The organism is Chitinophaga deserti (assembly GCF_003149455.1).
Lineage (GTDB): Bacteria > Bacteroidota > Bacteroidia > Chitinophagales > Chitinophagaceae > Chitinophaga > Chitinophaga deserti.
Window position 1 is genome coordinate 482189 of record NZ_QFFK01000005.1, and the last position, 24377, is coordinate 506565.

Annotated in this window: 14 protein-coding genes; 11 read left to right on the top strand and 3 right to left on the bottom strand. The window is 52.8% G+C overall.

Annotation, left to right across the window (positions count from 1 at the left end; translation table 11 throughout):
* Nucleotides 1-65 precede the first annotated feature (65 nt).
* From DEV76_RS14425 to DEV76_RS14435, 3 genes are read right to left on the bottom strand one after another with little or no spacing between them, the layout of a single operon-like run.
* Nucleotides 66-1985, bottom strand: coding sequence for a sigma 54-interacting response regulator (locus DEV76_RS14425; protein ID WP_109698614.1), 1920 nt, complete (start codon nt 1983-1985; stop codon nt 66-68).
* On the bottom strand, nt 1982-5332 hold the full coding sequence (locus tag DEV76_RS14430; protein WP_109698615.1) for a tetratricopeptide repeat-containing sensor histidine kinase: 3351 nt from the start codon (nt 5330-5332) through the stop codon (nt 1982-1984). Before DEV76_RS14430 ends, DEV76_RS14425 begins: the two co-directional genes overlap by 4 nt.
* Complete coding sequence (locus DEV76_RS14435; protein ID WP_232826952.1) at nt 5329-8697, bottom strand: histidine kinase dimerization/phosphoacceptor domain -containing protein; 3369 nt, start codon at nt 8695-8697, stop codon at nt 5329-5331. The genes DEV76_RS14430 and DEV76_RS14435 overlap by 4 nt, the downstream gene beginning before the upstream one ends.
* A 481-nt stretch (nt 8698-9178) precedes the next feature.
* Between DEV76_RS14435 and DEV76_RS14440 the strand changes: the two genes are divergently transcribed.
* From DEV76_RS14440 to DEV76_RS14490, 11 genes are all read left to right on the top strand, one after another.
* Complete coding sequence (locus DEV76_RS14440; protein ID WP_109698617.1) at nt 9179-9949, top strand: alpha/beta hydrolase; 771 nt, start codon at nt 9179-9181, stop codon at nt 9947-9949.
* A gap of 125 nt (nt 9950-10074) precedes the next feature.
* Nucleotides 10075-11001, top strand: coding sequence for a YihY/virulence factor BrkB family protein (locus DEV76_RS14445; RefSeq protein ID WP_157962898.1), 927 nt, complete (start codon nt 10075-10077; stop codon nt 10999-11001).
* Between the two features lie 70 nt (nt 11002-11071).
* Nucleotides 11072-11704: a GntR family transcriptional regulator gene (locus DEV76_RS14450; RefSeq protein ID WP_109698619.1), complete on the top strand. Its 633-nt coding sequence runs from the start codon at nt 11072-11074 to the stop codon at nt 11702-11704.
* Nucleotides 11705-12390: 686 nt separating this feature from the next.
* Entirely contained in the window at nt 12391-15477 is a 3087-nt protein-coding gene (locus DEV76_RS14455; RefSeq protein ID WP_109698620.1) for a SusC/RagA family TonB-linked outer membrane protein, read from the top strand.
* 11 nt (nt 15478-15488) lie between these two features.
* Nucleotides 15489-16967 carry a RagB/SusD family nutrient uptake outer membrane protein gene (locus DEV76_RS14460; RefSeq protein ID WP_109698621.1) on the top strand — a complete coding sequence of 493 codons (1479 nt, stop codon included), beginning with the start codon at nt 15489-15491 and terminating at the stop codon, nt 16965-16967.
* Between the two features lie 258 nt (nt 16968-17225).
* Nucleotides 17226-18548 carry an aspartate aminotransferase family protein gene (locus DEV76_RS14465; protein WP_109698622.1) on the top strand — a complete coding sequence of 441 codons (1323 nt, stop codon included), beginning with the start codon at nt 17226-17228 and terminating at the stop codon, nt 18546-18548.
* Complete coding sequence (gene dgoD, locus DEV76_RS14470; RefSeq protein ID WP_109698623.1) at nt 18545-19723, top strand: galactonate dehydratase; 1179 nt, start codon at nt 18545-18547, stop codon at nt 19721-19723. Before DEV76_RS14465 ends, dgoD begins: the two co-directional genes overlap by 4 nt.
* 24 nt (nt 19724-19747) lie before the next feature.
* Entirely contained in the window at nt 19748-20506 is a 759-nt protein-coding gene (locus DEV76_RS14475) for an SDR family NAD(P)-dependent oxidoreductase (protein ID WP_109698624.1), read from the top strand.
* Between the two features lie 15 nt (nt 20507-20521).
* Nucleotides 20522-21910 carry a hypothetical protein gene (locus DEV76_RS14480; RefSeq protein ID WP_109698625.1) on the top strand — a complete coding sequence of 463 codons (1389 nt, stop codon included), beginning with the start codon at nt 20522-20524 and terminating at the stop codon, nt 21908-21910.
* Nucleotides 21907-23478, top strand: coding sequence for an SLC5 family protein (locus DEV76_RS14485; RefSeq protein ID WP_109698626.1), 1572 nt, complete (start codon nt 21907-21909; stop codon nt 23476-23478). The genes DEV76_RS14480 and DEV76_RS14485 overlap by 4 nt, the downstream gene beginning before the upstream one ends.
* A gap of 327 nt (nt 23479-23805) precedes the next feature.
* On the top strand, nt 23806-24153 hold the full coding sequence (locus DEV76_RS14490) for a hypothetical protein (RefSeq protein WP_157962899.1): 348 nt from the start codon (nt 23806-23808) through the stop codon (nt 24151-24153).
* The last annotated feature ends 224 nt before the right edge of the window (nt 24154-24377 follow it).

A 24377-nucleotide genomic window follows, 5' to 3' on the forward strand; every position in this document is an offset into this window, starting at 1 on the left:
AAAAGTAGTGATTACAGTATACGGACCATTGTGTTAATGCCGGTCATAATTGTACTTTTCACGGATTAAGGAAGGTGTTCCTTCCGGATTCCCAGCTTTTTCATCTTGGAATGTAACGTGGTAGGCGGCACCTGTAGCAGTTCTGCGGCTCCTCCGGCTCCCCATACACGGCCATTGCATTTTTTGAGGACGCTCAGGATGTGATCGCGCTCGTTTTCAGTAATGGTTTTAATGCGGTTATCGGTAACGGGGGCGGGAATATGCTCAGTTTGCCGGAACCCGGGGAGTATTACTTCCTCGATGTTAGGCCCCCGGCTGAGCAGCATGCTGCGCTCTATCAGGTGCTCCAGTTCCCGGATGTTGCCGGGCCAGTGGTACTGCTGCAATTGCGCCATAACCTTATCTGTAACGCCTGTAATCCTTTTCCCGGTTTTCTGGTTGAAGACGGATATGAAGTGTGCCACCAGTGCCGGAATATCTTCCGACCGGTCGCGCAGGCTGGGCAGTGTGAGGGGGAATACGTTCAGGCGGTAATAGAGATCGAGCCGGAAACGGCCTTCTGCCACCTCTTTCTCGAGGTTGCGGTTGGTAGCGGCAATGAAGCGCACATTGATGTGAATGGGCGCCCTGCTGCCGAGGCGTTCTATTTCCCGTTCCTGTAATACGCGTAATAGTTTTGCCTGCAGCTCTATGGGCATTTCACCGATCTCGTCGAGGAATACGGTGCCTTCGTTGGCTTGTTCGAACTTACCGGTCCTGCGGTCGGCCGCACCGGTAAAAGCGCCTTTCTCATGGCCGAAAAGCTCAGATTCTATGAGCGATGCCGGCAGGGCAGCACAGTTCACTTTCACGAAGGGCTTGTTTCGCCGGGGAGATAGCCGGTGAATGCAATCCGCGATCCTTTCTTTACCGGTACCACTTTCTCCCAGAATGAGGATCGAGGTGTCGATAGGGGCTACCTGCGACAGGTGGTCGAATACTTTCAGGAGTAAATGACTGCTGCCCACGATGCCATCGAACACCTTCGCCTGCTGTGCTTTTTTAACAACCGGGGTGTTTTCCGTAGCAGGTGATTTGCCGTTGTTGTCATCTGTAAGTGCAGCCAGCAGATCGCGCTGGCGCTGGCAGATCTCCTGATGTATGGGCAGGTAAGCTTCCGGCATTTTACTGAAGAAGTGCAGCAGGCAGGTATCGCCGTTTTGCAGCAGGCAGGGATATACGAAAGATGATTGCAGCCGGAACGATTTTGCCAGCAACTGCAGGAAAGGAACATTTCGTTGTTCCTTTACAAATGCGGTACCATTAAAGATCGCAGGTTGTTCCCATGACTGCGATCCCTGCAACTGCGCCAATGCTTCCGGCTGCTGGCCGGTAATGTTCCCCAGTTCAGGAAGGCCCAGCTCCTGGTATTCGTTGTAGCCTATGCGGCGGTAGTCGCGGAGGTGGGTAAACTGTCCTTTGCGGCGGAAGCTTACAGACAGGTATTCGAACGGGATGTAAGGCTGCAATGCCATACCCGCCTGCAATAGCCGCTCTTCCGTGGTGCCGCCTGCGGTTTGCAGTTGTGCAAGTGCTTTACGCAGCACCTTCTCTCTCCGCAAATGTGATTCAAGGCTGTTTACATGCCTGAAACGCGCTATTTCCAGCGTGGCCAGCACATCCCTTTCCCGGAATGGTTTCACGAGAAAGCCGTAAGGCTCTGTGGCTTTTGCGGCCGTAAGCACATCCTGGCTGGAGTTGGCACTGAGGTAAATGAATGCTATGTTGGCTTCACGCAGTTCATGGGCAAGGTCGATACCGGTTTGCCGGCCTTTGAGGAATATATCGAGCAGCACAAGGTCGGGTTTATCCTGCAGGATCATTTCCTGCGCCTGGGGTACCGAGCGTGCGATGCCGGAAACCCGGTAGCCGTTCTTTTCCAGCATAAGCCGGATATCGTTGGCTTCTACAAACTGATCTTCTACGATCAACACTTTTTCGTTCATACTGCGAGGTTTTCCTGGTGAATGGACAATACCGGGTGGGCAAACGTGTCTTCCGTAAACCGGATATGAATCACGGTGCCCTGCCGGCTGTGGATGCTGAACTGTCCGCCGAGGTCATTACTAAGACCTTCCATAAGGCTCATGCCCAGCGAGCGGCTATGTCCCGGATCAAAATCAGGCGGCAGTCCCTTACCATCGTCGGCAATGGTAAGTGCGTAATTACCGCCTGTTTCCTGTTCAAGCGTTATGTGAATAATACCTTCCGCGTTATTGGGATAGGCGTACTTGATTGCATTGGTGATAGCCTCGTTAAGGATGAGGCCCAATGGCACAGCCTGCGATACATCGAGCTGGATGGGTGCGATGTTTAACTGAAGGCGTATGCGGCGGCCGGCGCCGAAGCAGTCGAGCAGGTAATCCGTCAGTTCATGGATGTAATGCGGCATGTGGATGACGCCTACATTATCGGACTGATACAGCTTTTTATGGATGAGAGAAATGGCCTGTACGCGGTGCTGGCTGTCGCGGATGGCACCCAGCGCAGCATCGTTCTGCAGGTAAGCGCTCTGGCTGTTGAGCAGGCTCATTACGATCTGCAGGTTGTTTTTCACCCGGTGGTGTATTTCTTTCAGGAGCCATTCTTTTTCAGTGAGGAGCTTTTCCAGCGAAGTATTTTTCTGCCCTATTTCCACCTGTTTGATCTTCAGTGAACGGTTGTGCTTTTGCTTGAGGCGGTAACCGTTGATGAGCAGTCCGATGATGACAAGCAGGAGTGCCGCACCGCCAAAATATACGTTACTGATGATCCGTTCCCGCCTCACCTCGCTTACTTTGATCTGCGACTGCTTTTTCAGTACCTGCATACTTTTCTCTTTCAGGAGAAGGTCCTGGTCTTTCCGTTCCGCATCGCGGGTAATCTCTGCCTGTTGCAATGCTGCCTGTTGCAGTTTGGTTTGCTGCAGCAAACTATCGCGCTTCAGGATCAGGATGCTCTGGTTACGCAGTTTGATCTCCTGCAGCTGTGCCAGCAGCGACTGATCCTTTTTCTCCGTAGCATATTGAATCTGCAGTTCCGAAATCTGCCTGCTTTTGGAAACGTTGAACAGGGAATCGTTATAATACTTGAACCACTGGTAATGCCCGATGGCCTGCCGGTAGTTGCCCAGCGCTGAATCGCACTGGAACAGCATGTAGTGCGCGTTGTTGGTAAGGGCAACACTGGCAATATCAGCCCTGAAGCGGATGGCTTTACGGAGGTGCTCCGCTGCTTCGGTATACTTCTGTTTATGGAGGAAAAAACTACCGGTATTGAAATGCAGGAGGGTATAGAGTTTATCGCCAACACGAATGTTGTCGAGGTTGTCGATGGATTGCATGAAGTATTTTTCAGCAAGATCGTTTTGCCCGAGCGCATGGTAACTTAATGCAAGGGCGCCCTGCAGCAGTCTTTCGGGATAGAAGGAGCCAGGCGGGTGCTCGCGGTATACCTGCTGAACGAAAGCGAGTGCTTCTGCAGGGTTGCGGTGCCTGATAAGGGATTCTGTAAGTGCAATCACAGCATAGTAGTCGACGTTAATACCCCTGTTGTGGGCATTCTTATACACTTTCTGATATGCCTGTATGCTGTTTTCGTACTGCCCCAGGTCGTAATAAATATCTGCCAGCCGGGTATGGAATATTTTGATGTCGGAAGTGTCGCGCGCATGTTCCGCCATTTTGAGGCCGGTTAAAGCATATTGTAAAGCGGCGCTCATATCTCCCCGCAACTGGGCAAGGAAGGCGAGGTGGCGGTTGAGTTTATAAGCCACAGGGTGCATATTGGCATATTTCTTAGACAACTCCAGCAGCAAGGCCCTTGCTTCATCCGGCCGGGCATCTTCCCGGAGGTAACTGGCTTCTTCCAGGGCCGTTTCAATTTCATTTTCTTTATCTCCTGCCATGGCATTGTATTGCCTTGCCTTACCATAAGCTGCTGCTATGAGATGGTAGTTGAGCCGCTGGCGGCGGATGCTGTTGGCGTAATACACCCATAGATATGCGATCATGGTAATGTGCCGCTTTGCCTGATAATGTGCGAGGGCCAGGTCTAAATACTTCCTGCCTTTGTCAGGATCACCCATCATGCAATACGTTTTACACAGTTCTTTCCAGGTTTCTACCCGCATGGTATCCCGGCCAAGAGAGTCTGCTATCCGGAGGGCTGTGCTGAAGTAATTGACGGCAATACTCAGCTGGTTGGGGTCGAAGGCGGGGAAGCCCGACTGGTATTGCCGCCCCATATCCACCAGCTTCCGGTAACGCGCTGCTCCGTTTAGAGAGGCGGGGAGGCGGGAGGGGGTGGAAAGCACTACATCTGCCGCTTTCACCAGGTCATTGGCGCGGGTGATACCGTTTTTATTACCTGCCATGCTATACCCTTCTGCCGCCAGCTTTCCGTAATAGCGGGCACTGTCTGCATTAAATGGCGGATTCAGGTGCCAGTTGGCCAATATCATACATATATCGCCCTTATAAGTGTTTTTCAGGTGAGGAACATATTGCTTGGCACGGGTATGCTGGCCACGATGGAGATCAGCATATGCCAGTATATAAAAACTGCGGTGCTCCAGTTCAAGTTCATTCCGCTCACGGCCCAGGCGGATGGATTGCCTGGCGTAAATATCCGCACTGTCAAGATCAAGAGCGTTTCTTCCGGAGTTCCTTGTAAGATAGTCGTAACTGATGCGGTGCAGTAAGTGAACTTTACTGCCTATTGGTACTTCTGGAAGCAGGGCTACGGCGGCGGCAAGTTGTTTGCTTTCCATCAAAGCGGAAATGAGTGCCATGAAGCTGGCATCTGTGATGCCCGTCAGTTTTTCCCGTTTACCGATGGCGATAGACTTCTTCCCATACAGCACGGCAGAGTCCAGATCATACCTGTGTTCTCCGGGCTTCAGGGTATAATGGTAGCAAAGGTTGGAGTAGATGGATGCTTCCTGTTCAGGTGCAAGGGAAGGGGCCAGTTGTGCAGCCCGCCATGGTGTTTTCATCTCTATCCACAGGTTGGCTATGCTGTATAGTATCCACATATACCTCTCCTGGTAACCGATACGGATGGCCAGCTGGCGGCTGCGTTCGAGGAAGTGATACGCACTGTCCATATCCGCTTTTGCTTCCCCGGGTTTAAGCATATAATATTTACCAGCGTCCAGTAAACGGACTACACGCTGGGAATCACTTTTTGCATTGGTAATGGCATCACGGACGGCAGCGGCATTTTGTGCACAGGCACTTCCTCCGTTTACCAGCAGCCAGCATAGCAGTAACCATGCTTTCAGAAGAAGGCCATATGTATTGGAGTGACTCATTCTGCTGCAGCTGCTTTTAAAGGTGATGTTTGCATGGCGGGAAGGGCGCTCTCATCCTGCAGTACTAACTCATGCCGGAGGTAGTTTTCTGTCTGGAACCATATATGGATTTCAGTACCTCCGTTGTTGCGTATGGCGAAGTGGCCGCCCAGTTCACTGCTAAGCCCTTCCATGAGGCTCATACCCAGTGAGCGGCATTGGGCAGGGTCAAAGCCTTCCGGTAAGCCTGTTCCATTGTCTTTAATCGTTAACGCATAATACCCTTCCGCAGTTTGCTCAAAAGTAATATCGATCAGCCCTTCCCGGTTACCGGGGAAAGCGTATTTGATGGCATTGGTAATTGCTTCATTAAGGATAAGGCCCAATGGCACCGCCTGTGATACATCGAGCTGAATAGGCGCCACCTCAAGCCGGAAGCGCAGGTGCCGGTCTGCATCAAAGCCCTGTATGAGGGAATCCACCAGTTCATGTATGTAATGCGGCATGAAGATGAGCCCTACATTATCGGACTGGTACAGTTTCTTATGAATGAGTGAAATAGCCTGTACCCGGTGCTGACTGTCGCGGATGGCGGTAAGGGCTGCATCGTTCTGCACATAGGCACTCTGGCTGTTGAGCAGGCTCATCACGATCTGCAGGTTGTTCTTCACCCGGTGGTGTATCTCTTTCAACAGCCATTCCTTCTCGCCCAGCAGTTTCTCCAGCGACAGGTTCTTTTGCCCGATCTCGGTTTGCTTTTGCCTTAACGAGCGGTTGTTCCTTTGCTTCAGCCGGTAACCGTTTACCAGCAGGCCTATGATGATGATAAGCAATGCCCCGCCGCCGAAGGTTACGTTGCGGAGCAGCATTTCCTGCGCCAGCTCACTTTCATGATATTGATATTGCTGCTTCAGCAGCTCAACACTTTTACTTTTCAGCTTAATCTCCTGATCTTTCTGCAACGCTTCTTTAATGCTGTGCTCCTGTTCCAGTTGCGCATGTTGCAGCATGTTCAGTTGCAGCAGCCCCTGCCTTTCCAGCAGGGCAATGTGCTGTTTGCGGAGCTGTATTTCCTGCGCCTGCACCAGCAGCGACTGGTCTTTCTGTTCCGTTTCATACTGGATGTTCAACTCCGATATCTGCCTGCTTTGGGCGATGCTGAACAGGGAATCGTTGTAGTATTTGTAAAGCTGGTAATGGGCGATGGACTGCTCATGACGGTTTTCCGCAGAATCGCATTGGAACAGCAGGTATTGTATGTTACGGGCAAGACTGATCCCGGTATGGCTGGATTTGTTGGTGGCTGCATTATTAAGATGTTCTGCAGCGCGCCGGTACTGGGCGTTTTCGAAATAGAATTTACCGATGTTGTATTGCAGCAGGCTGCCTACTCTGGCGGTGATCCTTTCCAGCTTCATGTTTTTGATGGATTGCTGAAAAGCTTCTTCGGCCTGGGTGCGTAGGCCCATGGCATGATAACACCTGCCGCAGGTGCCTGCCAGCAGGATGCGGGAGTAGTGGTCGTTAGGAGCATGCGCCCTGCTGGCTTCTTCGAGAAAGTCCAGTGCTTCCTGCGGGCTCCGGTGTTCTATGAGCAGTTCTGCCAGCATGAAAGCGGAGGCATAGTCGAAGAAGAAGCCGGGCTGCCGGTGAAGGTCGAGGCTGCTGCGGTACAGGCCGATACTTTTTTCATAATCGCCAAGGTCGTTGTAGATCTCTGCCAGCCGTACTTTGGCTGCTTTTACCTGGTGCCGGTTATTTTGCAGTTCCGCCTCCCTGAGTGCTGTAATGGAATGCCGGAGTGCAGTGGTGTTATCTCCGTTTTGTTGTGCTATGCCTGATAGGAACTGATAGATCCTGAATGCATCCTTATGCCTGTGCGGTGGGAATTGCTGGAGCAGCGTATCCAGCAGAGCGTTGGCTTCGGCTATGCGGCTGTCGTCAAAATAATTACGGGCCTCTTCCAGCCCGGCTTTCAGGGCGCTGCTGTCATTTTTCGCAAGGAGGAAGTAGTGCCTTGCCATACGGTATGCAGCTGCTTTCTTCGCGAAATTATACCGCGATACATAATGTACATCGCCCGCATATTGCCAGATGGCAGCTACTGAAGCCGTATGGTTTAGCTGCAGCTGCTGATCTGCAGCCAGCCTGAAGTAGTTCCAGGCAAGGCCCGTAAGCCCCGTTTTGCAATAATAGTTGCCCAGCTGCATCCAGGCTTTGTAGCGGTAGTTATTATTGTTGATGGAATCCCCTAATTGCAGTGCGCGGTGTAAGCAGCCAATGGCGGCAAACATGAGGGGATCATCCAGCAGGGGGCCGGGTATGGCATATTTAGCCGCGGTATCCCACCAGGCCTGGAAGCGGCGGTCTGCAGGTAATTGACGGATAAATGCTTCACTGGTTTGCAGCAGCCGGATGGCTTTGTCCATTTCTCCGCATTTGCGCAATCCTTCAGTGTTTTTAACGGAGCCGTATGCATTCCGGGATAGCTGCATGTAGCGCTGCGTACTGTCTGCAGGGTCTCCGTACCGGAGCGATTCCAGGGCCGTCCAGTAGGCTACATGGCCCAGCTGCTCGCCGCGCAGGAGTGGGAAGTAGTAAATACCCGGCTTGCATCTGCCGGCTTCCATATCCGTCCGCGAAAGGAGGTAGGCGCAATCGCTGATGGCTTTGGGGTCATTCAGTTGTTTTGCCAGTTCCATGGCGCGGTAAGCAAACATATAGGCCGTATCGAGGTCTTCTTTTTTTTCTAATTCCTTTGCCCGGTAATAGTTACCGATGTTGTAAAGTATCCTCACCTGCGTGGCGGGCGCCACATCGGGGAGCATGGCGAGGGCGGCGGGAAGGTCGCGGTTGTCTGTCAGCGCAGTGGCCAGTGTTTCGTTGATATGGGGGATGTAGAAGTCCTGTCCGGTTGCCTTAGCCAGTACGAGTGCCTGGCGGCCATACATCACGGAGCTGTCGAGGTCGTATTTGTACTCCCCGTTTTTAGTGAGAAAGGCGGAAGCGAGGAAAACGGAAACGATGGTTTGCTCGCTGCTGTCCAGCGCCGGGAGCAGGGCTACCGAATGGGAGATATTGCCGGCCTCAATATGTACGAGGCACTGATAAAAGATGCAGCGGGTATATAGCCGGAGGTAATTGTTTTTGATGGCCAGTTTTCGCGCGTCTTCCAACACCAGCAGGGCGCTGTCCATATCGTTTGGCAGATTGCCGGGCCTTGTCAGGTAATGTTCGCCGAGGCGTATGAGGTAAAGCGCCCGGGCGGTATCATTGGCCGCGGCGGCTACGGAGTCGCGCAGATGCGGACCGTCCTGCGCGGAAGCCGGCAGGTACAGGAGGGCGGTCAGGCATAGCATCAACAAAGTGCGCAGCATACTGTTCATTAGATTCGCCAGTTCATAAAACAAGCCAAAGCCGAAAGTTTTCCTGCTTATCCCGGTACGCCATTTGGGGCCGGTGTGCCCGTGGGGGCGGGTTGCCGGATTGATTGGTGATGATGTAGATTTAACGGGACAACGATTTACCATTATCAAGATACCACTTTATTTCGTTGCGGAAAGAAGCAGACCACGAAATTTCGTTGTAAATGGAAGGCCGGACAAAGGTGCGGGAGAACAAAATTCCGGGCATGGTGTTGAATTAAGGCTATCGGACAGAGAATATGCCCTGCAAAGGCATGGTAGGTGAAAGACATGGGAGCGATGATTGGTTTTCCGGGATGAAAGTACCACTTTATTTCGTTGAGCCGTTATGGATTGCAACGATATTTCGCTGGCAATATCCGGTGAGAAAAGTGGAAACCCTTGCGGGATAAGGAGTTGATATTATGGCACCCCATTTGGCAAAAACCTCAAAACAACCTATATGAAAACGATCGTTTTTCTCACCGGCTGCTTCGTTCACCACTCCTGCTGGGACGACTGGAAGGCTTATTTCGAAAAAGAAGGTTACCAGTGTATAGTTCCGCCATGGCCTCACAAAAGCGAGCCTGCGCCTGTCCTGCGCGCACGTCATCCCGACCCCGCCATTGCTTCCATCCGCCTGGCCGATCTGAAGAACTACTTCAGTGATATCATTTCCAGCCTGCCCGAAAAGCCCATTCTTATCGGGCATTCTTTCGGCGGCCTGCTGGTACAGCTCATGCTCCAGCGAGATATTGCTGCGGCAGGGGTGGCCATCCATTCGGTGCCGCCGGCAGGGGTGCTAACATTCGAGCCATCCTTCTTCCGGTCTACCTGGGGGCCGCTGGGCCTTTTCACTTCCGCTTCCAAAACCTTCCTCATGTCGCTGTCCCAGTGGCAGTATGCATTCACGAACGGGCTCAGCCTCCGTGAGCAGCAGGAAACATATGATAAGCTGGTGCTTCCCGAATCCAAGCGTTTGGCGCGCGACGGGCTGGGGAAGGAGGCGAAGATCGATTTCCGGAAGCCCCATGTGCCCCTGTTATTTGTGGCCGGAGAAAAGGATCACATCATGCCCGCATCCCTGAACCATACGAATTATAAGAAATACAGCCGCAGCGAAGGGGTATTGGAATACAAGCTTTTCCCGGGTAAAACCCACTCCGTGCTGGGGCAGCGTGGCTGGGAGGGGAATGCCGCGTTCATCCATCAATGGCTGAAGAAAAATGTATAAAGGCATATGATATTAGTTACTGATAGTGTAACAGTTGTAGGTTAAACGAACCAACCGGAATAGTCCTGTTCCGGTTTTTTCATTTAATTTCGCGCCGGGCCGCCATGGTGTGCCCTCCGGAATGTATGGTAAAGAGCAACACAAGGCAGGAAAAGCGATGGAAGGTTTTCGTTTATTCGTTCAGGGATGCGTTCAATGCACTACAGGCGAACGATCCTTTACGGATGGCGGGAGCCACGGCGTTTTTTACCACCTTCGCCCTGCCGGCCATCCTCGTCATCATCATTCAAACCCTGCGGCTTATTTTTGAGCCGCGTATCATCTCCCGCCAGTTGTTTGGCGAACTCCGGGAAGTGATTGGTCCCGAAGCTACCCACGAAGTAGTGGAAACCCTCCAGGCATTCAGGGGCATTGCACAAAACTGGCTCATCGCAGGTGTTGGGTTCGTATTCCTCCTGTTTGTAGCCACCACCCTCCTGAAAGTAATGACCAGCTCCGTGAACCAGTTGTGGAGCCTCCGGCCCGTTGTACGGGGTAATTTCAAACAGATCATGGTATCGCGCCTGAAAGGAGTGGCGCTCATCCTGTGTACGGGCGTGCTGTTCGTAATCGGTATCGTGGGCGATTCGGCCCAGGCATTTATCGGCGAATACCTCACCCGGTACTGGCCAAACGTTGGCGTATACTACAACAGCGTTCTGCAATACCTCCTTTCCCTGCTCACCGCCACCCTCTGGTTTGCACTGGTGTTTTACCTGCTGCCCGATGGCAGGGTGCGCTGGAAGATAATTTTCACAGGGGCGTTTGTAACGGCGGTGCTTTTTACGATCGGGAAAATCGTACTCCGCTGGCTGCTCACGTACAGTAATATCAACAGTATTTACGGGGCTTCGGCCTCTACCGTATTATTGTTGTTGTTCGTTTTCTATGTTTCGCTTATCTTTTACTACGGGGCCACCTTTGCCAATGTATGGGCCAATGCCAGCGGCAAGCCTATCCAGCCCCGGAAGTATGCTATCAAATACCAGTTACAGGATGTGGAGCCGGAGTAGTGGGGGCGGACTTTGACGGTATGGTTTTTCTTGTTTACTTTTACAGTCGAAATTCGTATACAAAATACCCATGAAGACAGATTCCTTAGCGAATAAAGTATATGTTGACCTCCGTCGTCAGATTTTATCCAACCAGCTCGTTCCCGGAATGCGCCTCAAAGAAGATGAGTGGGCGCGTAAGGAGGAAGTGAGCCGGATGGCAGTCCGTGAGGCCCTTACCCGCCTTTTGGGCGAAAATCTGGTGGTTTTCGGGGAAAAGGGCGGCTATTTCGTAAAGTCGATGACCCCCAATGACATCCGGGAGATCCGCGAACTGCGGGAGCTGCTGGAGCTGGGTGCCCTCCGCCTCCTGCACCAGAAACCCAACCCCGCCCTGTTCGATACGCTCGACAAGATCTGTGAAGACTTTACCGCCATGGTCGAAAAAGGCTACCTCGGCGGCGCCTGCGATGCAGACATGAAGTTTCACGAAACCCTTATCTATGGCGCCTGCAACGCCAAGCTCATGGAGCTGTACCAATACAGTAACATCCCGCTGTTCCATATGAAACTGGGCAAAATGCTCATGGACGATTACGCACAAACCGACCGGGAGCACCGCCAGATCGTAAGCGCCCTCCGCAAGCAGGATCTCAAGCTGGCCCAGGCAACCCTGGTGAAGCACCTCGAAAGAGGGGAGGAAACCGCCCTTGGACTGATTTAAACGACTTACACGATATCCGGGGCCGGAAAAGGACAAAAATCCTTTCCCGGCCCTTCTTTTTTGGCATAATTCTTCGCTTACAGCTGCCCCAACCCTCCGCTAAGCACTCCGCCTCCTTTACTGCTCAATTCCTTAAGATTTATGGCTCCTCCCGGGTTCAGAGAGGCCGATCGTATACCTGATAGCAGGATAATCCGTAAATAACCCTCCCTTAATCCGGGGATAACCCGTAGATAAGCCGCCTCTATATAGGGGCGGCTTATGGGCGGGATATGGGCGGCTTAAAGGCGGCTTAAGGGCGGCTTATCTCTGCTTTATCCAGCCCTTTAAAGTGCCTTATCCTGGAAGTATGCCCGAAGCTTCCCCCGGTAATGTCTTCCGCCACGGGTTTTGATCCCTCAGGAAGGCTGTTTTCCCGGCAAAAGAAGATTACCGGAAATTCCCTGAATTATTTTTTTGTTTACAAAAGAACCATATATTTGTAGACATCGTTATGAAGACGTGTACGTACCCGGGATTTGTTCAAGAGGGGTGGATGCCCGGGAAATTACCATCAGACCAGCATTAGATTTTAACATACCGTCATGAGAAACACCGCTTCGGGCGGAGGGGCATCGCTATGCCTGTTACCGGCCCGATCGGATGTGAAACCAGCTTTTTTAATCGTCATTTTATTAACCAGCATCATGAAAGGAAGACAGCTTTACCTCTTTGGGTTATTTGTTGCACTCGCCGGCCTCTTTTCCACAAGGCCCGCACTTGCCCAGGATGCCCGCGAAATTAAAGGGATCGTAGTCGACAGCATCGGCAACACCCCGCTTCCTGGCGTCACCATCTTCGTTAAAGGCACCAGCAACGGCGCCGCTACCACTCCCGCAGGAGAATTCACCATCCGCGCTGCAGACAATGCGGTACTCGTGGTATCCTATATCGGGTACGACAAAATTGAAGTACCCGTAAGCGGCCGCTCCAGCATCCGCATCGTTCTCGCTCAAAGCAAAACCATGCTGAACGAAACGGTGGTTATCGGTTACGGCACCATGAAAAAAAGTTCGGTAACCGCCTCCGTTACCAAAGTAGAGAACACCATCCTCGACCAGGTGCCCGCCGGCAGGCCTGAAGCCGCCCTCGTTGGCCGCCTTGCCGGGGTAAACATCTCCCAGAACCGCAGCCAGCCCGGCCAGGCTCCCACCATCCGCATCCGCGGCGCCAGCTCTATCGACGCCGGTAACGAACCCCTCGTGGTGATCGACGGTGTACCCGGTGGTAACCTCGGTATGATCAATATGAACGATGTACAGTCTATCGAAGTACTGAAAGACGCATCGTCTGCCGCCATTTACGGCTCCCGCGCCGCAGGTGGTGTAATCATCGTTACCATGAAAAAAGGCTCGGCAGGTAAAACCCGCTTCAACTTCAACGGCTTCGCCGGTATTTCAAAAGCAAGGGTACACGACGACTGGATAACCGGTCAGGAGTATTACGACTATGCCGTGAAATTCCAGAACCGCGAATGGCTCTGGGCCAACCCCGGCGCCGATGTATCTATCCCCGTTTGGGGCGATGCCCGCAGGCCCGCTACCTACCAGGTGAACCCCGTTATCAATAACGGTGCAAACGTGATCTGGCAGGATGAAGTGATGCAAACCGCTCCTATTCAGAGCTACAACATCTCCGCAAGTGGTGGTACTGAAAAAATGACTTACTACGTGTCCGGCACCTATAAAGATGAAGTGGGCACTGTACAGAATACCTGGTTCAAAAGCTATGGCGTGCGTGCCAATGTAGATGTAAAAGCCAGCAAAAACGTGACCATCGGCTTTATGCTGAACCCCTCGTACAGCAAACGCCGTTTGTCTGAACGTGTGGTGAGCGATTACGCCAAGATCCCCAGCTTTGTAGAAGGGAAACGTGCCAATGGTACCTACCCCCGTCCGCGGGATTACTGGTCTGCCGTGGTGTCTGGTCAAACCAGTCCTGCTGCGATCCTGAACGGTACATTCAGCTATGGCGCTACTTTCTCCAACCTCGGTGAAGGCTACCTGAAGATAGACCTGGCCAAAGGCCTGTCTCTCCGCTCTTCCGTAGGGTCGGCCATCTCTTATAACAATTCCGATTTCTTCCAGACAAGCTACGCCCTGTCTACCTTCCAGAACAGCGGCAGCGATATCGTTACTTCCAGCATTAATATGCTGAACGAAAACGTACTGAGCTACAATACTTCCTTCCGTGGCGGCCATGAGCTTTCAGCCATTGCCGGTGCATCGTACCAGAAGAACCGTTCGAAAGGCTCTTATATGTATGCCGTTCCCAATTCTTATGTGAACGAAACCATCCATACGCTGAACAATGCGGTGATCGACCAAACGAAGTCTTACACCGCCAACTCCGCATGGGGCCTGGTATCTTACTTCAGCCGTGTTCATTATGGCTTTAAAGAAAAGTATCTCTTCTCTGCCTCTATCCGTACAGATGGCAGCTCCCGCTTTGGCCCGAATAACAAATGGGGTTACTTCCCCTCTGCTTCCGTGGCCTGGCGTGTGAAACAGGAAGAGTTCATGAAAGGCATCACTGCTATCAGCGACCTGAAAGTACGCGGCAGCTGGGGTGTTACCGGTAACTTCAACATCGGCGACTTCCAGTACCTCGGGCAGATCAAAGACGCAGTGTATTCTCCCAACAATGGGGTGATCAAAGGACAGGCGCAGTCTAACTTCGAGAACAACAACCTCGGCTGGGAAAAAACCAAAGGCTGGGATGTGGGTATTGAACTGGGCCTGTTGAAGAACCGTATCCAGATCGTGGCCGATTACTATAGCAAGCGCACTTACGACCTGCTTTATAACGTATCCGTTCCCTCCACTACCGGCTTTACCAGCGGCCTTACCAATATTGGCGACGTAAGCAATAAAGGATTTGAAGTAGAACTGACAACCCGCAACATCGTAGGGCCTAAGTTCAGCTGGCAGACTTCCTTCAACGTGGCTATGAACAAGAACCGTGTGGAAGATCTGGGCGGTGTAACCGAGCGTATTACGCCTGATGCGCAGGGTATGTCCTGGATTCTGAAAGTAGGGGAGCCGATGTTCTCTTACTACGGTTACCGTGCAATTGGTGTGTATAAAGATGCGGAATCACTTTCCAAATATCCTTCTCTCGCAGGTACCAAGCCGGGTATGCCTATTTACCAGGATACCAATGGCGATGGCAGCATAACGCCCGCCGACAAGGAGATCCTTGGCAACTTCCAGCCCAAAGCCATCCTCGGTATGGTGAACAACTTCACGTACGAGAACTTCGACCTGAGCATTGCCATGCAGGCTTCCCTTGGTGCTAAAATGTATAACTACGAAAACCAGTTCTATCAGGGTGCGCTCCTCGGTGCTATGCGCCGCTCGCTCGTGCAGGACCAGTGGTGGTCGGTATCTGATCCCGGAAACGGACGGATGCCCGGCAGCGCCCTGTCTACCCTCACCCGCCAGGCCGGTTCTGATATTTATATTGAAGACGCCAGCTTCCTTGCAGTACGCAACATCAACCTCGGCTACACCCTGCCCGACAATGGTATCCTCAAACGCGCAGGCATCAACTCTTTCCGTGCTTACCTGTCGGCCAGCAATCCTTTCATCTTCACGAAAAAAGGATTCCACGGTTACAATCCGGAAGGTACCACGCTGGGTGAGATCAGCGGTATCGGCAGCAAGCCCGGTTACAACTCCGGTTCTGAGCCTGTCAATCGTGTGTACGCCATCGGTTTCAACTTTAACTTCTAATTGCCATCAGTATGAAAAGAATATTTTTCTCGTTGCAGGCACTGGCCATTTTGCTCGGCGCAGCCGGCTGTCATGATGCCCTGCTGAACATGGAACCTGAGTCCATACTGACCACCACTAATTACTTCCGGTCTTCTTCCGAAGTCAATAAAGCCGTTATCGGTATATACAGCAACCTGCAGGCACGCCGCATGTCGGACTATGTGCTGATGGAAGCGCCTTCCGATAACCTGTATATGTCTACCAACTCGCCTATTGCAGGTGCAGGTGATATCGATGGTCTTACCGTTACGCCCGATAACAACGTGGTGGCGGGTTTCTGGGAATCGAACTACGCAGGTATTTACAGAGCCAACCAGGTGCTGCTGAATATTGATAAGCCAACTGATTATACCGGTAATGCGAAGAACCAGTTTATCGGGGAAGCCAAATTCATGCGCGCCCTGTTCTATTTCGATATGGTACGTGCCTTTGGCGCAGTGCCCCTCGTAACCACACAGATTTCTATTGAAGAAGCCCGCAACCAGCGCCGCGCTTCGGTAGATGATGTGTACAATCTCATCATCTCCGATCTGAAGGATGCAGTGGATAAACTGCCCCTCGCCGCCGCTATGGAAAAGGGCAGGGCTTCCAAAGGTGCGGCTACCGCACTGCTGGGTAAGGTATACATCTACCGGAAGGATTATGCGAATGCGAAGGATCTGCTGAACAAAGCAGCCAACGATTTCGGATATAACCTCGTGCCCAACTTCGCTACCATGTGGAACCCGGCCACGGAAGATAACAGTGAGATCATTTTCACCATGAAGTATGTGGAAAGCGTGAACGGACAAACCCTGTCTACCGCGTTCATCCCCAACGGCGGTGTGTACAACATCGTAGAGCGCGGGGTGGAAACTGCCTTGCCTTCGTGGAGCCTTAATAAGCTATATGTAGCAGGAGATAAGCGGAAGGCTAATACCATCACGGATCTCGTAGTGTCGCCCACGGCACCGAACGATCCGCCTGTCTTCTATCCCTATGTCAGCAAATTCGCTAACAAGCATCTGTACAATACTTCCGGTCTGGATATTCCGGTGATCCGGTATGCCGATGTGCTGCTGCTGCAGGCGGAAGCACTGTATAATACGAACGATAAAGCCGGGGCGCTTACCGCGCTGAACAAAGTGCGTGAAAGAGCTTTCGGTGATGCTTCGCATAATTATACCGCTGCCGATATCGCTGCTCCGGCAGACTTCCTCGACAAGCTGCTGCTGGAGCGCCAGCTGGAACTGGCTTTTGAAGGGGAGCGCTGGTTCGACCTTGTGCGTACCGGTAAATTCCTCACGGTAATGACGAAGGAAGAGCGCCTGTATGTACCGGCCAACAACGCTGCTCAAACCGTAACACTTACGCCGCAGTCTTATATGGCAGTATTTCCTGTTCCGCAGCGCCAGATTGATCAGTACAATCCCGGTGTGATGGATCAGAACGAAGGATATAAAAAGTAAAGTAAGAAAGGATGAATGACCGTTTCACTTCCGCACTGTGTTTGAAAGGTACGACGCTGATGTGTTGTGCGGAAGGGAACATTTGCATTGGATTAAGTTAAGATGACCACAGGCCGGGAGAAGTACCTCCCGGCTGGTCATTATCCGGCAGGAGCAGTATTGCATCCGCGGAAAACACTCACCGGGGCAACTCACTAAAGCAGCAGCCGGTGCAACTAAGAAGGAAAGTTAATTTTTGAATATAACCGTTACAAGTTTATGAATGCATGGCCCAAATCATCCGCATTATTACAGGAAAATGAAAAATGGATCCCTGGCGGCGTAGTATCGCTGAACCGCAAATCCGAACCTAACATTTGCTTCGTGAAAGGGAAAGGCAGCCGTGTCTGGGACCTGGAAGGCAACGAGTACATCGATTATCAGGCGGGCTTTGCCGCTGCATTCCTAGGGCATAACGACCCCGATGTGAACCGTGCTGTGGAAGCAACGCTGCATGCAGATTCACTTCTTATGAGCGCCGGCCCCACCAACCTGGAAGGCATCTTTGCCGAGCTGTTTGTAAAGCATGTGCCTACGGCAGACAGTATCCAGATTACCACCACCGGCTCCGAAGCCACTTATCACGCCATCCGCATTGCCCGTGCCGTTACCGGCCGCGACCATGTGATCGTGATGCAGGGCGGTTACAATGGCTGGCACAACGATGTGGCCTGCAACGTAATCAGCCCACTCAGTGAAATCGGTGCAAGAGTGAGCCCGGGAGAATATCCGATAGACGCCCTGTCTGCCGGTATCCCCACCAGCCATCAAAGCCTCGTGCATGTGGTGAACTACAACGACATTGAATCTATCCGCTATGTGCTGAAAAGATATCCCGTAGCCTGCCTCATCATGGAGCCCATCCTTCAGAACGTGGGCATCCTGAAACCGCAGGAAGGTTACCTGCAGGCGGTACGCAAACTGGCGGATGAGGAAGGTTTCCTGCTTATCTTCGATGAAGTGAAAACAGGCTTCCGGCATGCCCTCGGCGGGTACCAGTCTATCGTTGGCGTACAGCCCGACCTTAGCTCTTTCGGTAAAGCCGTGGCCAATGGTTACCCTATGGGTGTAATTGCAGGGAAGAAGGAGTACATGGATTACTTCATCCACCCCGAAAAGAAAAAGAGGGTGCTCATTGCAGGAACATATAACGCGCACCCGCTTACAACTGCCGCGGCTATTGCCACGGTAGAAAAGCTGGCAGATCCCAAAGCGGATGTATACGGCCATGTGGAGCGGCTGGGTGCTACGCTGGAAAAAGGACTGACTGAGATCTTTACCAAAAAGGGTCGTCCTTTCCAGGTGGCGCGGCAGGGATCGGCATATTGCGTATATTTCATGGACCATGTTCCCGTGGATTTTCATGATATTGCCAATCACCACGATTTCGCTTTCGATAAGCAGTACCGGGAAAGGCTCATCAGCGAGGGGATCTTCAATTTCCCCACGCCTATTAAACAAGGCAGCATTTCTTACGCGCATACCGAAGCGGATATTGCGGAAACACTTGAAAAAACTCAAAAAATCGTTGCGGCCATATGAAAATAACGGCAATAGAAACGCAGGTATGCCATGCGCGGATGCGTAACTGGATTTTCGTGAAAGTGATCACTGACCAGCCGGGACTTTATGGCTGGGGCGAAGCCACGCTGGAATGGCATACCCGCTCTGTAGTAGGCGCCATTGAAGATATTTCGCAATTGCTTATCGGGGAAGATCCCCGCCGCATCGAATATCTCTGGCAGATGATGTACCGCCAGCACTTCTGGCATGGCAACGGCATCGTGCGCGGCACGGCCATTTCCGGCATCGACCTCGCCCTCTGGGACATCCTCGGTAAAATACATAACGTACCCTGCCACGAACTATGGGGCGGCCGGGTGCGGGATTACATCCGCTTATATTGCCACCTTGGCGGTGGTAAGATGGAAGACTTTTACGAAACCCGTGCCGATGATGCCAACCGCTTTGGCGAACTGGCAAAGGCGGCTGTGGAAGATGGTTTTACCGCCTTCAAATCCATGGCGGTTCCTGAAACCATGCCCCTCGAAGGCATGCGCCCTATCCGCTATGCGGAAGCATGCGTAAAAGCCATGCGCGATGCGGTAGGGGAGGATATCGATATTATGGTTGACTGTCATGCCCGGCCCAGTCCGCTGATGGGTATGCAGTTTGCCAAGGCATTGGAGCCATATGGCCTGTACTTCTTTGAAGAGCCCTGCTGGCCCGAAGCCATGGATGATATCGCCGCTATCCAGCGTGCGGTAAAAACACCTATCGCCAGCGGGGAGCGCCTCGTTGGTATCGCAGCCTTCAGGGATATGCTGGAGAAACGCGCAGTGAGCGTGTTGCAGCCGGATATCACCCATTGCGGCGGACTGAGTGAAGCGCGTAGAATTGCCGCACTGGCAGAAGCTTACCGCGTGGCCCTGGCGCCGCATAACCCGCAGGGGCCGGTAAGTACTGCCGCATCAATAGAGCTGGGCTTTGCCACACCATCTTACGCCATATGTGAAAGCGTACACAGCGATGTGCCCTGGCGTGAGGAAGTGGTGAGCGAAGGATTTGTGGTGGAGAAGAAAGGCCGCATCGTGAAGCCCAATACCCGTCCGGGTCTCGGCATCGAGATCAACGAAGCCGTGGTAAAGAAGCATCCCTTCCGGCAGGAAGTGCTGCAGCGCTCTTTCTATGCAGACGGGGCTGTGGGCGACTGGTAAAAGATAATTTTTCAAAACATTCATATGTTCAACGGTACAACACTCGCAGTCAGCGGTGGTTTGGGAGACATTGGGAGCGCTGTGGCGATGGCTTTTGCCGCGCTCGGTGCAAACATCGCCATTGGCGACGTATTGCCGGAGGACAAAGCTGCGCCCCTGCTCATAGAACTCGAAAGCAAGGGCGTAGCTGCTCATTACACCCGGGTAGATGTAACGGATGCAGCGGCGGTGGATCAATGGATACTTACCGCCGAAGCAGCACTGGGGCCCGTGCGGATGGTGGTGGCCAATGCGGCTACCGTTACCCTCGCCGGACTGCTGGATGTTACGGCGGGTCAGTGGGCAAGGGAGATAGACATCAATCTCAATGGTGCCTTCTATCTTACCCGCGCAGCCGCCCGCAGGATGCTGGACCTCGAACTGACGGGCAGCATTGTGTATGTAGGCAGCTGGGCGGCAGAAGCCGTTCACCCCGGCATTCCTGCATATGCAGTATCAAAAGCGGGTATGCGCATGCTGAGCAAGAGCATGGCGCTGGAGCTGGCGCCTCATGGTATTATGGTCAATGAAATTGCACCGGGGTATGTAGATGCAGGGGTGAGCCGGCAGGTTTGGGAGAAAGCTCCCGAGCAGCGTGCCGCCGCAGCATTGAAAACTCCCGTCCGCAAACTGATCACTCCCGCGGAGATCGCAAGGGAGATCGTTAAGCTCTGCGATCCGCAAAACCGCCACATCACCGGCGCTACGCTGCTGATGGATGGCGGCCTCAATTTATTACGCTAAATAGTATTTCCTTCCATGCACCGTTCTTCCACAGCGCCCCAGCATCCTGCAGCCTTTGCCGGTATTATTGGGGTGGCGCAGAGAGATATCACACCGCCGGTTGGCATCTTCGCCCGTAACTGGGGCGCTGCAAAGCACGATGTGGCTTCGGGCGTTCACCGTCAGCTGATGCTGGTATGCACTACTTTCCGTGATACCGATGCAGGCGAGCCGCTCGTACTCATCGGTGCGGATCTGGGATGGTGGAAGAGCGCGCAGGATGAGCGTACGCTCCGCGAAGGCATTTTGCAGGCACTGGGGCTGGATGCTTCCCGCCTCATGTTCTGTCTTTCCCATACCCACGCCGGCCCCGGCACCTTCAGTGAAGATGCAGGGAAGCCAGGTGGAGAATACATTATTCCCTTCCTGCAGCATGTGCAGGCCATGGCTATTGAAGCCGCAACGGAAGCACTGGAATCCGCCTTACCTGCTATCCTGAGCTGGGCTTACGGGCATTGCTCCCTCGCCGTAAACAGGGACCTCCCCGAGCCGGGAGGTAACCGGTATGTGGTGGGTTTTAACCCATCAGAAGCGGCAGACGATACCCTGCTGGCCGGGCGTATCACGGATGGGGAAGGGCGTGTGATGGGTACGGTCGTCAATTACGCCTGTCACCCCACCACCCTTGCATGGGACAACGCACTTATTTCACCCGATTACGTGGGCGCTATGCGGGAAACGGTAGAGTCGGCCACCGGTGCTCCCTGCCTTTTTCTGCAGGGTGCCTCCGGAGAGCTTTCGCCGAGGGAGCAGTATAGTGGCGATACCCGTCTGGCCGACCGTTATGGCCGCCAGCTGGGGCACGCTGTGTTATCAGCCCTCGACGGATTGCTGCCCGCAGGAAAGGAGCTCGTATACCAGGGAGCCGTGGAATCCGGTGCGCCCCTGGGTATCTGGCAGGAAGAGGATTATGCCCCTTCTGTCGATTTACAGGCCCAAATGGAGGTTATCTCCATGCCGTTGAAGGATCTGCCCACGCTGGCAGAGATCGAGGCATTATGGGCTTCCTGTGAAGACCATGTGCGCAAGGAACGCCTTTGGCGGCAGCGGGGTATCCGCAAATCATTGGGCGATGGTACACATGCAGACATGCCCCTTTGGGTTTGGAAACTGGGAGGCGCTTTCCTCGCCGGCCAGCCTAACGAAGCCTATTCCGCCTTCCAGATTGATTTGCGGGCTCAACTGGCGCCCGCAGCCGTAGCGGTCATCAACATCGTAAACGGCTATGCGGGCTATCTGCCCCCGGCCGGTCATTATCAGCGCGACAGCTATGCCGTATGGCAAACGCCCTTCCGCGAGGGAGGTCTTGAACTGCTTACCCGCACCGCGCTGAACATTTCACATCAACTGAACATCCCTGCATGAATCTCCACTTAACTGCCATGGACGCCGCCATTTTCGGCGTGTATATTCTGGGGGTAATAGCCCTGGGTATCTATGCATCCCGTCAGAATAAAAAAACGCGCCGCGATTATTTCCTCGCCGGCGATAAAATGTCGTGGTGGATGATCGGGGGCAGTATCATTGCCGCCAACATCAGCTCCCACCACCTTGTAGGCGCCATGGGTATGGCTTACAACCGCGGCTTTGTGGCTATCGCCATGGAGTGGGGCGCCATCCTGCTTGGCTTCAACGCATTACTCTGGATCTTTCTGCCATTCTATATCCGTAATGGTTTTTACACTGTGCCCGAGTTCCTGGAACGGCGCTTCGGCAGCGCAGCCCGTTCCACTTACGCCGGGCTTATCCTGCTTACGTATGTGCTGGTGGAGATCAGTGCCGTATTGTATCTCGGCGCACTTTCACTGCATTCGCTGTTCGGGATAGATGTGATGACCTGTGTGGTGATCCTCGCCGGGTTAACCGGGGTGTACACCATCACCGGCGGGCTCCGCGCCGTGATCTGGACGGAGATGTTGCAGCTGGGTGTGCTGGTATTGGGCGGTATCATTCTTACATACGTAACGGTTTCCAAAGCAGGGGGTATTTCTGCCGTGCTGGAAACTTCGAAAGACTGGGATCTCATCCTCCCGCATACCGATGCCGACTTCCCCTGGACCATGTACCTCGGCGGACTTGTTTGTATCAGTGTATTTTATTGCGCCACCAACCAGTTCCTCGTACAGCGGGTGCTGGCAGCCAAAAACGAATGGCATGCGCGGATGGGTGTGGTGTTTGGAGACTATCTCAAATTCCTCGTTCCGCTCATCATCACCGTTCCCGCGCTGGTAGCGCCTAAGCTGTTTCCCAACCTGGAGAAGCCCGATATGCTGTTCTCCGTACTGGTGGCGGAGCTCTTACCTCCCGGACTGGTAGGTTTAGTGATGGCGGGGCTTATTGCGGCCGTGATGTCGCACCTGAGCGGGGCTATCAATTCCTGTACTTCCATCCTCACCAACGATATTTATCTGCCTTACATCAAAAAGAACGCTACCGACGAAGAGGCGGTGCGTTTCGGTAAGATCTCCGGGGCGGTAGTGATTGTGATTGGTGTAGGCTGTACGGCTTTGTTCCTTACCAACAGTGAGAAGCCGGTGTTCCTCTACCTCATGAATGCTTATGGGTGGTTCACACCCGGTATTGCTGTGATGTTCCTGCTGGGTATCCTTTGGAAGCGTACCACCAATGCGGGTGCGCTGGCTGCAGGGATATTAACCATCCCCATGTCGCTGGTGCTGGATCACTATTTTAAGGAGATGCCTTTCTTCAACCGAACCGGCATTGTATTCTGGACCTGTATGGCGGTTTGCGTGATCGTGAGCCTCCTTACTAAGCCCAAACCGGAAGCAGAACTGGCGGGGCTAATCTGGAATAAGGAAAGTCTTTCCCTGCCGGAAGACCAGCGGGCCATGAACCGTGGCATCCGCAACCCTGCTTTCTGGTGGGCTATCATTACGGCGGTGGTTTTGTTCTTCTACATCCGTTTCGCTTAATTTCTTTTTGCACTCATAGACGATAGCGGGAGTGGGGCTTTGTCCTCATTCCCGTTTTTATTGGAAGTCTAAGTGCCGCCTGACCTCTTTTGCCGTAATACGATTACAATGCGATATTACTGCCGGGCTATTACTACGCTGATACTTCAGGAATACTGTTTTAATACGGTTACAATACGGTTAGCATACTGTTTTAATACGGTTACAATACGGTTAGAAGCCATTTTCTCTACGATTAAATGGCTTTTCAGTACCCTTTATGAACCCTGTTCATGAAAGTTTTTATCCGTATTCCATTACTTTCATGGCGTCAAACCGAGGAATGCAATGAGTTCAACACCCTCTTTAAGGGAAATGTATAAAGACAGGGCGCCTTTCGGGGAGGAGCTGGCTATGGAGGTGGCTGCAAAACTGGAAGAAGGTTGTTCCATTGGTTACCGCCGCGCGGGATATTGCGGGATGGGGATGGAGAAAGACGATTACGGGGATTTCCTTTATGGGGAATTATACAAAGGGGTAATATACGAGCCGCGCCGGTTCCGTACCCGGGAGGAATTTGTGGAATGGCTTTCTAAGGAGTCCACGGCCTCCATGGCCCGGCTCTATGATGCGGACCCTGCTAAGCGGGGCTATGGCGTCATCACCCGGAAACGATTGCTGGCTTTTACCGAATAGCAGAACCTGTAACCCACTATCAACATTACTCCGGGCATGATTTTCTGCGCTTTTATGTTAATTCCTGCCTCTTCACTGCCTTGTTACTGCCTTTGGGGTGTCTTATTTCAAAATTGGCTTTACAGTTTAGGGATTTAATAACGTTTAAATTAAATTTCCTTTATGAAGAAGACGCAGGGCAGAAAAAGCCAATATTCAGATTCAGAGCGCATAGCGATAGCCCA